This window comes from Fibrobacter sp. UWB13 (genome assembly GCF_900177805.1).
In the GTDB taxonomy this organism is placed as follows: Bacteria; Fibrobacterota; Fibrobacteria; order Fibrobacterales; family Fibrobacteraceae; genus Fibrobacter.
Map to the genome: position 1 here is coordinate 1,160,035 of NZ_FXAX01000001.1, position 15,031 is coordinate 1,175,065.

General features: G+C 48.3%; 12 protein-coding genes. 5 read left to right on the plus strand and 7 right to left on the minus strand.

What is annotated here, in order from left to right; genetic code table 11:
- The 3 genes from B9Y77_RS04885 to thiL form a co-directional block, all read right to left on the minus strand.
- Complete coding sequence (locus B9Y77_RS04885) at positions 1-2,535, minus strand: ATP-dependent helicase (RefSeq protein ID WP_085490689.1); 2,535 nt, start codon at positions 2,533-2,535, stop codon at positions 1-3.
- Positions 2,536-2,731: 196 nt separating this feature from the next.
- Complete coding sequence (locus tag B9Y77_RS04890; RefSeq protein ID WP_254899921.1) at positions 2,732-4,657, minus strand: GspE/PulE family protein; 1,926 nt, start codon at positions 4,655-4,657, stop codon at positions 2,732-2,734.
- The gene (gene thiL / locus B9Y77_RS04895; RefSeq protein WP_085490690.1) at positions 4,654-5,640 is read right to left on the minus strand and encodes a thiamine-phosphate kinase; all 987 of its coding nucleotides are present in this window, start codon (positions 5,638-5,640) and stop codon (positions 4,654-4,656) included. The genes B9Y77_RS04890 and thiL overlap by 4 nt, the downstream gene beginning before the upstream one ends.
- Before the next feature lie 64 nt (positions 5,641-5,704).
- On the opposite strand from thiL, the gene B9Y77_RS04900 reads away from it, so the two are divergent.
- The 4 genes from B9Y77_RS04900 to B9Y77_RS04915 are packed head-to-tail and all read left to right on the plus strand — an operon-like array spanning position 5,705 to position 8,780.
- Positions 5,705-6,160 carry a hypothetical protein gene (locus B9Y77_RS04900; RefSeq protein WP_139260759.1) on the plus strand — a complete coding sequence of 152 codons (456 nt, stop codon included), beginning with the start codon at positions 5,705-5,707 and terminating at the stop codon, positions 6,158-6,160.
- A 17-nt stretch (positions 6,161-6,177) separates the two neighbouring features.
- Positions 6,178-7,158, plus strand: coding sequence for a hypothetical protein (locus B9Y77_RS04905; protein ID WP_085490691.1), 981 nt, complete (start codon positions 6,178-6,180; stop codon positions 7,156-7,158).
- Positions 7,159-7,198: 40 nt separating this feature from the next.
- Positions 7,199-8,053, plus strand: coding sequence for a hypothetical protein (locus tag B9Y77_RS04910; protein ID WP_085490692.1), 855 nt, complete (start codon positions 7,199-7,201; stop codon positions 8,051-8,053).
- Positions 8,054-8,105: 52 nt separating this feature from the next.
- Entirely contained in the window at positions 8,106-8,780 is a 675-nt protein-coding gene (locus B9Y77_RS04915; protein WP_085490693.1) for a hypothetical protein, read from the plus strand.
- Between the two features lie 3 nt (positions 8,781-8,783).
- Here B9Y77_RS04915 and B9Y77_RS04920 read toward each other — a convergent pair whose 3' ends face one another.
- Positions 8,784-10,358: a sialate O-acetylesterase gene (locus tag B9Y77_RS04920; protein ID WP_085490694.1), complete on the minus strand. Its 1,575-nt coding sequence runs from the start codon at positions 10,356-10,358 to the stop codon at positions 8,784-8,786.
- A 192-nt stretch (positions 10,359-10,550) separates the two neighbouring features.
- Positions 10,551-11,135, minus strand: coding sequence for an elongation factor P (gene efp / locus B9Y77_RS04925; protein ID WP_072827029.1), 585 nt, complete (start codon positions 11,133-11,135; stop codon positions 10,551-10,553).
- Positions 11,136-11,176: 41 nt separating this feature from the next.
- Between efp and B9Y77_RS04930 the strand changes: the two genes are divergently transcribed.
- Positions 11,177-12,145, plus strand: a complete 969-nt coding sequence (locus B9Y77_RS04930) for a KamA family radical SAM protein (protein ID WP_085490695.1) — start codon at positions 11,177-11,179, stop codon at positions 12,143-12,145.
- Positions 12,146-12,154: 9 nt separating this feature from the next.
- Here B9Y77_RS04930 and B9Y77_RS04935 read toward each other — a convergent pair whose 3' ends face one another.
- A complete protein-coding gene (locus B9Y77_RS04935; RefSeq protein ID WP_085490696.1) occupies positions 12,155-14,023 on the minus strand; it encodes a hypothetical protein in 1,869 nt (622 codons plus the stop codon).
- Positions 14,010-14,846 (minus strand): TIGR02147 family protein, encoded by an 837-nt coding sequence (locus B9Y77_RS04940; RefSeq protein WP_085490697.1) that lies wholly within the window; start codon positions 14,844-14,846, stop codon positions 14,010-14,012. The genes B9Y77_RS04935 and B9Y77_RS04940 overlap by 14 nt, the downstream gene beginning before the upstream one ends.
- Between the last annotated feature and the right edge of the window lie 185 nt (positions 14,847-15,031).

The window sequence follows — 15,031 nt, forward strand, 5'->3', positions numbered from 1 at the left end:
CTATCCAATCACTTCCAATGCAGCGTATTTGAGGATAATGGTACGGTTCATGTTCTCACGGTCGAAACGCACATCGACGCGGGCGTTATCGCCACTGCCGTAAGCCTTCATAATCACACCCGTTCCATACCTGGAATGGCGAACGCGAGCGCCCTCGTGATACGGATTGTCATACTCAATTGTCGGGCCAGACGGAGCAGGCGATTTCACAACCTTCACCGGGTTGCGGTACACGATGTGCTTATCATTCTTCTTGATGGATTGTGGCACAGGCGCCGGGCGCGAACCAAACGAAGACCCGCCAAAACCGCTACGGGAGCCGCCAAAGCTACCGCCATGGGAGGCGCCGCCAAACGAGCGATTGCCATAGGAATTGCCATACGAATTGCCCGAGCCCGAATTGCCATAAGACGGACGAGAACCATAACTCGACGAGCCGTACGATGAGCTAGAACGCGTATTCCCCACAAAGCTAGGAACAGACGGGCGCGTATTCAAACATGGCGTAAAGTCAACGACGGAAGGATCCAGTTCTTTGAGGAACCTGGACGGAGCAAACGGTCGAATGTTCCCTTGGAAGAACCTGCGTTCCGCATGGTACAGATAAAGTTTTTTTTCAGCACGGGTGCAGCCCACATAGAACAGGCGGCGTTCTTCTTCCATCTGCTCGTTAATTTCAGCCATCGAGAGCATAGACGTTCCACGCACAAGCGGGAAGATTTCGTCATCGCAACCCGCCAAATGAACCGTATTGAATTCCAAGCCCTTTGCCATGTGAATCGTCATGAGCGTTACAAGACCCTTCGACGTATCGACCTTCTTATCGCCATCCGTCAAAAGCGAAATATCCTGCAAGAACGCATCGAGCGTTGCACCCGGATGTTCTTCGTCAAATTCGCGGATAGCGTTAATCATTTCGTCCAAGTTCGCAATTCGTTCGTCGGCAGTGACTTCGTCTTCCTTGCGCAAGAAGTCCTTATAGCCTGTATCGTTGATGATATGTTCAGCAAGAATCGGGAGCGGATACTCACCAGAAGTCATCATGTTCTTCCAGTTCGTCACAAGGTCCGTAAACACCTTAAGCTTCGGAGCGCCGCGCCCCGTGCCGTTCGCCTCGGCCAATAAGTTGTCCCAGAACGACCCCTCGCCCGCTTTCACCTTGGCTAGTACGCCTTCGACTGTCGTCTTGCCGATGGCACGCGGCGGAGTGTTAATCACGCGCAAGTAGGCTGCATCGTCTTTTTCGTTGGCGAGCACGCGCAAGTAGGCAAGCACATCCTTGATTTCCTTGCGGTCCCAGAATCTTGTACCGCCAAAAATCACCGACGGGATGCGCAAATCGTTGAGCGCCTTTTCAAGCACGCGGGACTGCGCGTTCGTGCGGTAGAAAATTGCAGTCTTGGCATAAAAATCAGGACCCGCCTGCGCCACCGTCTTTGCAATGTTCGATGCTTCGGCACGGTCATCTTCAAAATAGCGCACGTGAATGAGTTCGCCCGCTTCTTCCTTGGAGAACACGTTTTTCTGCATTTCTTGCGGGCGGACGTTATGCGCAATCACGGAACCCGCGCCTTTAACGATGTTTGCGGTCGAGCGGTAATTGCGTTCGAGCTTAACAATCGTCACCGGAGCAAAATCGCGGTGGAAGTTACGGATAATCTTGATATTTGCGCCACGCCAACCGTAAATACTCTGGTCGTCATCGCCCACCACCGTCACGTTTTTCGTATTCTTGTCGATGAGCAACTTCAAAAGTTCATACTGGACGTCGTTCGTATCCTGGTATTCATCCACGACAACGTACTGGAAACGTTCTCTCAGCTGTTCCGCCAAATTCGGGACCATCTGCAACATGCGAACCGTATTGAACAGCAAGTCATCGAAGTCCATCGCATTCGATTCCGCAAGCTTTTTCTGATAAGCGGCGTAATAGCGCGCCTTACGTTCTTCGTCGGCAAATTCAGCGTTCAAAGCCGCCACATCCGGAGTCTGCAAGACAGCATTATTGTTCTTGTACAAAACTGTATTCTTGAAACGGGAAATCGCGCTGTGGACCTTCTTCAGTTCATTCACGTCATAATCATCGCCAAGATCGTCCTTCAAGATTTCCTTGAGGATGCGCTTCTGGTCATCGTCATCGTAAATGGAAAAGTTTGCATCAAACCACTTGCCGCCAAGAGCCTTGATTACGGATTCCTTGGCCAAGCAGAGTTTCAAAAGCTTAAGGCAAACGGAGTGGAACGTGCCCATCCACGTGAACGGCTTACGGCAATTCAAAAGCTTCTGGATACGGTCCTTCATTTCGCGGGCGGCCTTGTTCGTAAAAGTCACCGCCAAAACGCGATTAGAATCAATCTTGTGGTACGAAACCAGATGAGCAATCTTGTAAGTAATGCAACGCGTCTTTCCAGAACCTGCACCGGCAAGAATCAACATCGGGCCGTTGATTTTCTTTGCGGCAGCGGCCTGTTCCGGGTTCAACTCTTTATCTAAAACACTATCATCAACAACATTGCATTCTACGAAATCGTCCATCTAGCACTCCTAGTCGATATACAGATGTGCAATATAGTAATTTGGTTATTGGTCAATGGTCATTAGTTATTTGTTTAGACTCTTACAAAAATAGGAGATCCCCGCTCGTCCCCGTCATCCCCGTCAAGCGAGGACAGGCGCGAGGACAGGTAGGCGGGGATGACAAGATTAATAGTCCGAGGTGACAAGCGTCGAATTAATCGTCGGCGGTGGACGCGCCGATGGCTTGTTCCAAAGTGGTCTGACCCTGGAGCGCCTTGTTGATGCCGTCCATACGGAGCGTAATCATTTCGCAAGACTTAATAGCCTCGCGCTTGATTTCGTCACCGGAAGCGCGCTTAATCACGAGGTTACGCACAGCTTCGTTCGGCACGAGGAACTCGTAAATACCGCAACGACCCTTGAAGCCCGAACCATCGCACTTTTCGCAACCGCGGCCATGATAGAACTGCATGTCCGGAGAAAGGTGGAGTTCATCGCGGAGTTCCTGAGAAATCTCGACCGGTTCCTTACAGTTCTTGCAAATGCGGCGCACAAGTCGCTGAGCCAACACACCCTTAATAGCTGTAGACACAAGGAACGGTTCCAATCCCATTTCGAGCAAACGAGGGAAAGCACCGGCAGCGTCGTTTGTATGGAGCGTACTGAAGACCAAGTGACCCGTCAAAGCAGCTTCGATAGCCATCGTCGAGGTTTCTTGGTCACGCATTTCACCGATCATGATCACGTCCGGGTCCTGACGGAGCAAGGCACGAATGCCCGCCGCAAAGGTAAAGCCTGCGGCATTGTTGATCTGACCTTGGTTCACACCGTCAATATTCAATTCCACCGGGTCTTCCATCGTCGAGATGTTGATCGTGGAATCCAAAATTTCTCGAATAGAAGCGTAAAGCGTCGTAGACTTACCGGAACCCGTCGGACCGGTAACGAGCACAATGCCGTTCGGGGCATTAATCGCATCGATAAACTGCTTGAGCACGCGGGCATCAAAGCCCATTTCCTTAAGCGGGAACTGACCCGAATTCGGGTCCAAAATACGCATAACGATCTTTTCGCAAACACCGCGCTTACGTAAAGAAATCGGGAACGAGCTCACACGAAGGTCAACTTCGGATCCCTTGTAACGCACCGTGAAACGTCCGTCCAACGGCTTACGCTTTTCAGCAATGTCCATCTTGGACAAGAGCTTGATACGCGAAAGAATCTGTGGCATCAAACGTGCCGGAATCGGAGACATCACCTGCAAGTCACCGTCAATACGGTAGCGCAACTTGAGGAACGTCTCTTGCGGTTCAAGGTGAATATCGGAAGCGTGACGGGCAATAGCTTCGTGAATCAAGGTCGTCACGATCTTCACGACCTGGCGGCCTTCTTCGTCAGTCAGTTCCGGTTCATCGCTATTGCCACTTCCACGTTCGACCGTTTCAAGTTCATCCTCGTTAGAACCTCCAATAAGTTCTGCAAGGGATTCTTCGGCAGGGCCATGGCCCGCAAAGAGGATATCGATAGTCTTCTTGATGTCCTGTTCAGACGCCATGACCACATCGACATTGCGCTTGACCTTAAACTTGATAGAGTCCCTGAGACGCACGTTCGTCGGGTCCGCCATAGCGACCACGAGAGCCTGGCGAGCATCTTTCGACACGTAAAGCGGAACAATCTTGTTCGCCTTGCACTGTTCTTCGGGGATAAACTCATAAACCTTTTCATCGAGCTTGATGGAATCGAGCTTGACGTAAGGCACTTCGAACTGGCAGCAAAGAATGTCCGTGAGCTTTTTCTCGTCGATAAATCCTAAATCGATAAGCACACGGCCAAGGCGCTTGCCGCCCGACGTTTTTTGCTTTTCAAGAGCTTCGTTCAGTTTTTCCTGAGTAATAAAGCCCTGGTCCAGGAGCATTTCACCGATACGTTTCTTGGTAACGCTCTGCATCTGGACACCGAGAATATCGGTCAGCTGTTCCTGCGAGACCATCCCCGCCTTCACAAGAACCTGGGCAAGAGTCAGTTTCTTGCCTTTTTGCGTCCAAAACTTAACTTCGTCTTCGGCGTACTTTAACTGGTCTTCGTTAATCAGGTTAACGCGAACCAGCAACTGCCCTAAACTATTTGAATCTTTCATAGATGCGACCAAGCCTGAGCATTCAGGAGTGCCTTAACTCCATCTTGCCTTTTCAAATAAACACCACTGCCACAAGATACCAAACCGATATCGTGGATTTCGCCCTTTTGGGGCACACTTTCTAAATATATACTTTTTGTAAGATTAGAAGTGAACAGAAGTTCGTATTCTTCGCCACCATTTAGTGCAAATTGGAGGGGAGAAAGCCCAAAATACCCGCACATTTCCAAAACATCGGGGTCAATAGGCAGTTTTTCCTCGTCAATTTCGATAGAAACGCCCGACGAGAGCGCAAGGTGGTTTGTTTCGGAACTAAGCCCATCGCTAATGTCCATGCAGGCGCCACGCACCCCCTGTTTGATGAGTTGAACCCCCGCATCCTCGCAAATTTTCGGGGCAAGGTGGTATTCGACGAGCCTCGGGAAGCGTTTAGCCTCCTCGGGATGGTTGATCAAAATCCAGAGTCCGGCATCGGATTTGCCGAGCGTGCCCGCCACAAAAACATGGTCCCCCGGTTTTGCAGCACTGCGAAGGAGTGTCGTTTCGCCATCGGTTGTGCCGAGGAGTGTTGTCGAAAACATCCCGACATCGCCAGAGACCGTATCTCCGCCAATCAACGTAATTCCTCTTCTCTCAAAGCCTTGAGCAACCGCTTTTGCGATTCTATTTCGAGTTTCTTCGCTCCAGTTTTTGTTCACGCAAAGTCCGAACAGCGCAATCTTGGGTCGACCGCCCATGGAAGACACGTCTGAAACGTTGGACACAATGTGCTTCTCGACCGCCTGTTCCGGACTCGACCAGTCCAGGCGGAAGTGCGTGTTTTCGACCGAGAGGTCCTTGGTCGCAAGCCAGCCATCAAAGATGGCACAGTCATCCCCCGCCGACAGCCAACCACGGTGCGTGGGTGGTTCATTTTTTAAGGGAGCGACCCCATCCAATATTTTACGGACAAACCGAAATTCACCAAGATCAGGGAAATTCATATTTTTCAAGGACAATTCAAATTTTCTCCCAATAATTTAACAATAAACTTTCTATACTTTAGGCGTGGGACATATATTTTTTATAACGCCATCATCGCCAGGCAGCCTCGATAAGCTGAACCAGTGGACCTTCCGCTGGCTTTTAGAACATGGTAACATGGCGGAAGATTCCACCCTCTATACTTGCAATTCCATCGAAAGTGCTCAGAGCCTTTTGGAATCAGCCCTCATCATCGGTCAGTCGCCATCGCTCATTATCTTTGACCATGCCGACCACGCTACCGAGAAGAACTTGGCTTTTAGCAAGGAACTCCACAACGGCATTCCCGAATCGTGGATTATCGAAATCATCCCGGACGACATGCCGCTCCCAGAAGATTCGAGCGACAACGGAACGTTCTGGATCAGACGCCCCATCAACGAAGACGAATGGTGCGCTACGCTCGAAAATGTGCTGCACAAGAACGGCTGCCCGCAGTGGGCAAAGTGGACTCAGCACAAGAGCTACAGAGGATTTTAAAACAGAGGTTTTTAACCGTGATTAAAGGCGTCAGCTACTTTGGTGTGCGCTCTCCGAAGCTCGCACACGTAGATCTTGTACAGATAAAAGAAGCAGGATACAACGCAGTCCTCCATACATGGAGCGAAGAAGACCTACAATATTATTATGATACCATGAAGCAGATCGTGAACGATTCTGCCGCCATGGGACTTTCCGTTTACGTGAACCCGTGGGGAGTCGGACGCGTATTCGGCGGTGAAGCTTATTCGGAACTCACCGCAAGGAATCACGACATGTGTCAGGTCGCCATAGACGGAAAGCCTAAGGTTGCCGCCTGCCCGAACCACCCGGAGTTCCGCGCCTACATGCACAAGTGGATTGCCACAGTCTGCGATACAAACGTCTCTACGATTTTCTGGGACGAGCCGCACTTTTACTTCGAGAAGGGCGGGCTTAGCAACTGGAGCTGCCGCTGCGAAAAATGCCGCGCAAAGTTCCGTACAAAGTTTGGCTACGAGATGCCCGCCGAGCTTACGGATGACATAAAACAGTTCCGCGAAGAAAGCCTTATTGAATTCTTGGACGAGATGACACAAGATGTTAAAGCGCGCGGCAAACGCAACTGCGTTTGCATGCTCCCACCGTGGTTCCCGGCGGGGCTCGACGACTGGAGTCGTGTCGCGCGCCTCGATGCCGTCGACGAAATTGCAAGCGACCCGTACTGGGAGCGCGGAGCAAGTGAAGAATGGGTCCGTGAAAAATACCGCGAAACAGCAAATAAGCTCGTCGAAGTCGCAAACCGCTACGGGAAATCCGTACAAATGTGGGTCAAGGCATACCAGATTGAAGCAGGGCGCGAAAATGACCTCGCCATCGCCGTCGATGAAAGCCGTGCCGCAGGCATCAAGAACATATTCGCCTGGAGCTACCGTGGCACCGAAACATTAAGTTGGCTGAAAAGCGATAATCCCGACAAAGTTGCAGAGGTATTCCGCACAAAGCTTAAAAATTGCTAATTTGTATTTTAAATACAATTATACACCAAGAGGATCTAAGATGAGAGAAAAAATCATTGGCGCAACGCTTTTACTGGCATCGCTTGCATTCGCTCAATATGAAACAAGCGGCGATTACTTCGGAACAAGCGAACCGACAAATTCCACAAGCGCTTTCGAAAGCACTTCTTACTCCACAACTACCGCTCCTGAAAAAAAGGAGAAAAAAGACCCGTACTACCACTCACACAAGGGCTTCTATTTTTCAACAAGCCTGACGTTTGGTTACACCTATCTCCGCTACAATAACCACGACGTGTATTACGATGGTGTGGAAATCGATGAATACAAGTTTACCGGTTTCATGACTCCTTATGAAGAAGTCCGCCTCGGTGGTTCCATCGCCAACGTAGCCTCTGTTTACGGTTTATTGGGCTTTGGTATTGGAACAGGAACGTTCAAAACGGAAAGCATCAACGATAGACATAGCTATGGCGATAGCTACAGCTACGATAACGGATTCTATCACAACCAAAGAAAGTACGATGCCACAAGCATCAAGTTCTATTTTGGTGCAGGCTGTGAATTCTACCCCATCCAAGACATCGACAATCCCATGTACGGATTGTTCCTCGGACTTTCTTACGGTCTTGCTGTTGATGGAGCTTTTTACGAAAAAGTCGACACCTATGATGGATACAAATACGACAAGTCCGAAGGCTTCATCACAGGCGCCTTCAGATTTGAAGTGGGTAAGGACTTCTGGTTCAGCAGACGCTGGAGCTTTGGTGTCGCCTTCAACTACACTATTGGTTGGCTTGACCTCGATGATTCAGACTACTATGACAGAAGCTATCAAGATAGCGAAACTTATGCTCAACACACCTTCGGTTTGACCATCAGGCTGTCTCACTAAAAAATTAACCAAGGACGCCCGCTAAAAAAGCGGGCTATTTTTATAAAAAGATATGATTAAGAAACTACTTGCCACCACTGCTATCGCACTGTTTTTAACATCGCAAGCTTTTGCGGCTGATACGCGCACAGACGCAAGCAAAGTTCACGCCCACCATGGATTTTATTTCTCTGCAGATTTGGCTTTAAGCTACGCAACATCAGAAGACATTGTTACCGACTGGGATGATAAAGTCGCTCTGAAATGCAATGGCTGGTTGCCTTACAGCGAGGTCCGGGTCGGCGGATACATTGCAAACATGGTATCTGTTTACGGAGCTTTCGGTCTTGGATTAGGGAAAGCCGACTACGAAAACCCGAGCGCCCACGATTCAGATAAAAGAAAAATGGACGCCGTCATAATGAAAGCGCTATTGGGTGTCGGTGCCGAATTCTATCCTTTCCAGAACAAAGAAAGCGCTCTTTACGGACTGTATTTCGGGCTTAGCGTAGGCTATGAAATGGTCAAGACGCAAGACGACAACGATGGTTTGACCTATAACAGCGCAAAAGATGATTTAAACGATTTCCCCAGCGTCTTTATCCGACCTGAAATCGGTTACGACTGGTGGTTCAGCCCACGCTGGAGATTTGGCGTCGCATTCAACTACTCCTATGGCAAAATTGATGACGACTGGGAAACCAATACAAATCACAGTTTCAACTTTGCCATTAGAATAGCGCGCTAGTTTTTACTTCATCACACGTATCGTCGCGGAGCCGTTACGGGACTTCACGAGATACGTGCCTTTTTGTTTTACGAGAGCGCGAACTTTCTGCGAAACATCTTGAGCGGTTGCGGCCTCGACGCGACCAACATGCGCTCCGAGCATATCGAATACATCGTAGGTTTGTGCGCCCGATGAAGCCTCGAATTTCGGACGAATGGCAAGCGACGGATCATAAACATTAATCCAGTCAATGTTCACATAGTTGCTTGTAATCAAGAGCTTCAGCACATGCTCGCCCTTAGTAAATTCGGCCTGCCCCAATTCCAATCTTTCATAGACATCCCACTCATCGCCCGTTTTTGGAACTTTCGTGGAAGGGACAATTTCTTTATCATCCAAAAGCAAGCTAAAGCTAGACGATTCCGTACCTGAAGCCACATTCGCAGAAATGTAGAACTTGCCATCACGCTTCACATTCACGGTGTATTCCAGCCATTCGCCTTCTTGCGTATAACCGATAGCGTAATTGTCTCCGCCCTTATAAATATCGACACCATCCTTACGGTACTCGCCACCCCTGTTCTCGGAATCGTTATCCAAGTAAGAGGAATTGCCCGAACCTACACCATTGATATCATAGTTTTCCGCCTCGATCTTGCCCGGGATTTTGACGGCCTCACCTGCCACAACACTATCGCCTTCCACCTTGCCAAACGGTTTCTGCGGAACAGGTTCCACGGGTTTGCGGTTCACCGCCTTGAGCATCTGCGCTGCATAACGCTTGCCGAATTCCACGTAGGCATCGTGATTGAAGTGATAGCGGTCCACGCCATTGCCCTTCAAGTTCTCGGACGAGGCGTAATAGGTGTTGTCCATCGTGTTCGGGAGTTTCGACACGCGGTCGGAATAGCAGCAGCCTTCACGCAAGAGTTCGCCTGCCACGAACGGCACCGTATCGGAGCTCAAGTTGAGCGCCTTGAGAATATCGTCGCGAGTTTTCTTCACAATTTTTGGCCAGTCCGGGTAACCGCCGTCCGTTTCGCCCTGGTGGAAGATGATACCCTTGATAACGCCCTTTTCCTGCGCCTTTTTAGCGATGTCGATAATCGTCTTCGTCACGTTTCCGTCGCTTGCATATTCTTTCGCGTAGTTCTGGAGCCAGGTTTCTGCCGTCGAGAGGTAACTCGCATACTGATCCTGGTCAAAGAGCTTGATGCTTGCACCGCCCACCGCGACCGGGATAATCCCAATCGTCACGTCGGGCATGCTGTCGGCCATGGTGCGGCCAAACCAGTCCGCCACAGAAATCGTGTTGCCGCAGTTAAAGAGCGAAGGCACTGCCGGGTAAACGTCACCGAGCGTATTGCGCCCCTTGCCCGAGCATTTTTGCGTTGCGAAAATTTTGAAGCGTGAATTTTCGACCTTATCTGCGCTCTGAGCATCAGCCGTGCCGCCCATATTGGACTGCCCGTACGCAATGTAAATGTGGAAATTCGGGTCTGGAGCAGCACTTGCCGAAATTGCACCAAACGACATCAAGCCCGCAGCAACACATGCCGCGGACGCAAAACCAGAAAGCTTATTAAACATTCCCATATATCCCTTTGGGTTAAACAACAATTATAAATTATACAGAAATGCGGCTAAGCGCGCGACTGCCCCGAGAAAAACTATAGACAGTTTGTCTATGCGACTTCGCCGCAGTACAACAAAAGCCCCGTCGCTTGGACGAGGCTTTTGAAAAATCACTGGATCCCATCGCGCTACGCGCTCCAGGATGACAATGTCTTACTTTGCGCGTTCGAGGTAAGAACCGTCGCGGGTATCCACGCGGATCTTGGTGTTGTTTTCGATGAAGAGCGGAATCATCACCTTAGCGCCAGTTTCGAGAGTGGCTTCACGCATCACGTTACCGCTGGTGTTGCCCTGAACTGCCGGAGGAGCGTCAACGATCATCAAGTCAACGAAGGTCGGCGGGATAACTTCGATCGGAAGTGTAGCCATCGTCTTCGGGTCCTTCCACCAAGTGACTTCGACAGTAGCGCCATCGAGGAGCCAAACTTCGCAGCCATTGAGAGCTTCCTTGGAGATTTCTTCAGTTTCCTGAGTTTCGCTGTTGAGGAAGTACCAAGTAGAACCGTCGTTGTAGAGGTAGGTCATTTCGGTGTAGGTCACATCAGCTTCTTCCACCGTATCACCGCTCTTCCAGGTGCGTTCGAGAGTACGGCCAGTCACCAAGTTCTTGATACGAACGCGGTTAAAAGCCTGACCCTTACCCGGCTTCACAAACTGGTTTTCGATGATTTCATACGGCTGACCATCAACCATGATTTTCAATTTTTTACGGAATTCGTTGGTGCTTACAGTACCCATATTATCCTCTTTTGGTTTTTGATTCTAAATTTAGCAATATAATGGACAATTCTGTTAAAACATTCACGCATATTTCTGAATTTTTAGACTATTTGGGCAATGATTTTACCGGTTTGACAAGCGAAATGCGCGCAAACCTCGACCAAGAGCCCACATTCGCATTCAACTGTTCCAAGCACTACGCCGACCTCATCAAAAATTCGGCAGAGCCCGTCAAACTGCTACGCGAGGTTCTACCGAGCAAGGACGAACTCAAAGATGCCCCCGGCTTTGTCGATGATCCTGTGGGAGACCTCCCCGCCGGCAAGTCCGAATGCATTTTGCAAAAGTACGAGAACCGAGCCCTCATCGTCTCGACTTCTGCCTGCGGTGTGCGCTGTAGATTCTGCTTCAGACGCAACTATCCCTTCCAGGACACTCAGAATATCGCGAGTGAAGTTTCGAACTGGCTGGATGTCCATACGAGCATCTGGGAAGTGATTCTCTCGGGAGGAGACCCGCTCACGCTTGGGCCGGGACCGTTCCGCGACCTCGTGGAAGCAATCGCATTCCACCCGTCTGTGACGACACTCCGCATCCACACGAGACTCCCGATCATGAGACCGGACCTCGTGATGCAGCATTTTGAACTTTTGCGTGAACTCCCCGCACGATTCAATTGTGTGCTCGTGGTGCACGTGAACCACCCCGACGAACTAGACGAAGAATCCGCCGCCGTTTTCGCACAACTTAAATTCAGCGGATGGACACTTTTGAACCAAAGCGTTCTTTTGAAAGGCGTGAACGATGACGCCGATACACTTGAACGCTTGAGCCGCAGACTATTCGAGCAAGGTGTACTCCCCTACTACCTGCACCAACTCGACCATGCAAAAGGTGTCGCCCATTTTGAAGTCAGCGACGAACGCGCCCGAGAACTCATCGCGCAGATTCGCACCAAGCTCCCCGGCTACCTCGTACCGAAACTCGTTCGAGAAATCGCCGGCGAAAAGAGCAAGACGCCGGTGTAGAAAAATTTTTTAATCCTTCCGTTCGCGTCCGAGGATTCCATTAATGCAATCCTCGAATTCAGTGTCATTACGCTTTCTAATCTCGTACGCTCCCGATTCCATTTCTTTTAGATAGGGAGCATTTTCTTCACGGCACTGTTCTTGCGTAATATTTGGATTTTCTCGGTTATACGCATTGCAAACAACATTACCCGATGTCAATGTTACGGACACACTATCCTTTATTCTCGCATAATTCAATTTCAAATCAAAAGAGTGTCCCTCATAAGTAAACTTCATACTCCTATTCGTTTTTTCTTGCACTGTAATTCCATAATCTTCAGCTAAAGATTCAACATTCCGACCACCATAGAAAGGAGTTTCAATCTGAATAGAATTTTGGCTGTCCAAGAACATAAATAATTCTTCGACAAAAACGGATTTCATGTAATCATAGTCCGCAAGCTCAGCAATATAGAACTCCGTTTTTCCATTATCAATTTTTACAAAATCCTCATCGGCATCATTCAGGCAACCCATTTCACCTTTAGCATCAATCAGTCTGCACGGCAAAATTTTCCAGATTCCATCAAGCTTTCCAGACGATCCTCCAACAAGGAATATCGTCTCTGTCGATTCAAAACCGTCATTACCATCTGCATAAAGTACCGCCGGCCGTGTAAGCGCCAAAGTATCGCCGCGGAAGCCATAGGCATACGTATTTGAATCACCGTAATAGAAATCAGGGTCATACATAAATGATTCGCCTTTCTTGAGGCATCCACCCACTTGTTCATCAACAAACGTTAACGAGTCTTGAGTTTCATTAACAAGAGCTTTACCGGAATACACCATACGAGCCGATGCAAATGCAGTTTGCACATCAACATTTCCAGAGTCAGCACTTGTAGATGTCTTTACATCACTTTCAAGAATTCCCTGGATGCATTTTGAGAATTCTCGACCATTATCTCTTTGATATCGCAGCGCATGACCATCAGAATCTGAATCTTTTGCTAGAAAATCCAGATAAGCTGAATTTTCTTCACGGCATAATTCGGGCGGGACATCATTTTTCTTACTGTAATTGCCAACGCACGTCGTTCCATTAGACGAGAGCGTTACAGCCATACTATCGCTATAACGGACATAATCCAATTTCAAGTCAAACGTGCGACCTTCATGTGTAAACTTTATACTCTTATTCGTTTTTTCTAGGACAGTAATTCCATATTTTTTAGGACTATTGTTATAACGTGAATAGAAAACATCTTCGAACATAATGGTTTGTTTATCGTTCAAAAATCGGAATACATCACCCACAAAATCCGAGTTCATATAATCATAGTTAGCCACATCACCAACACGGAATTCAACTTTATCGCCATCGAGCTTAAAAAACTTTTCGTAAGCGTCATTGTTACAGTAATAAACTCCGTCAAGATAGAAGCACTGCGTCAAGCGCCAAGTGCCGTTCAACACACCAGAGGTTCCGCCAATATATTGAACCGTCTCAAGTTCTTTTGTTGTTTCATCTTCGTAAATGAAGGAAAGCTGCAATGTATCTTTGCGGAAGTTATAGGCAAAGTGATTTGTATCTGCAGAATAATAGTCTGGATCATAATAAAGCGATCCATTGTGATTAAAGCAGCCCCCCAAGTTTTCAATTACAAACGTAAGAGAATCATTGGATTCATCAACCACAGCCTTACCCAATTGAGACACGCGAGCCGAAGCAAAAGCAGTCTGAACATCAATGATTCCGCCATCATCATTCGAAGACGTATTCGTATCTTCGGTAAAACCGGAGCACCCCGCAAATAGCGTAATACTAGTGAAAACCGTTGCGAAAGCAAGGCTCATGGCAAATATATTTTGCATCAGATTATTCTTTTTCATTTTTTTCTCCAACTTGTTTGCTCAATGGAAAGAGCTGTAAATTCATTCGATAAACGCGATCGTAGCTTTTCACGTTCGATACGATTTCCACTACTTTTTTGCGGAAAGCATCAAGTTCTGCAGCTAGGCGCTCATACGCTTCTCGGTCAAGCCCCATCGTCATGCCCGAAATGTGGCGGTATTCTCGCGTGTAGCGTTCTAGGGATTCGGCAGCCAAATGCGCATATTGCTTTTGCATATTGACAACCGTCGCCGAGATAACTTCACGAGAGCTCGAAACACCTTCGCTTGTTTGCACGTAATTTCCGCATTCATCTTTTTTCAAGAGCCCAAGCGATTCCTGAAGTTCCAATGATTCACGAGCTTCGGCAGCAGAAATGGCAGGCACAAGAGCATGTCCCATTTCAAGAGGCGTTGCGCCCTTCATAATCGGGGCTAGTTCCCTGAGTGCCGGGTTTGCCCACGACGAAAAATATTCAAACGACTTTGCCTCTAAAAAATCAATCTTGTTTTCTTGCGCAATTTTCATCATCCGTTCAAAAGCGACTTGACGGACTTCAGAGCGAGCGGAATCGCAAAATTCGACCATCGCACGAAAATATTCTGCTTGCGCACCAGACAAGTTCATCGCCGGCAAGACTTTTTCAACGCCCACTTTCGAGAGACGCGTTTTACCATCGCAAACAAGTTTCAAAAATCCCGACGAAGAGAAGCCCGCAAGTTTTGCAAACTCGCGCCACGTAAATGCGGAACACTTTTTACGGCTCTCGTAAAAATCTCGCATGTATTCGCGGTAATCTCTATATTCAAAAACGGATTTCATTTTATGGGTAATCTTTACACCAATAAAGATAAATTACACCGCCAAAAAATTCAACAATAATGAAACAAATTTTTTAAATTTTCTCTATTTTTAACGATTTTTATTTAAAATTGCAGATTTTTATTTAAGTATATGAAACAACATGTTTCATAAGGGAGAGGCCTGCTTTCGCAGGCATGACAAGG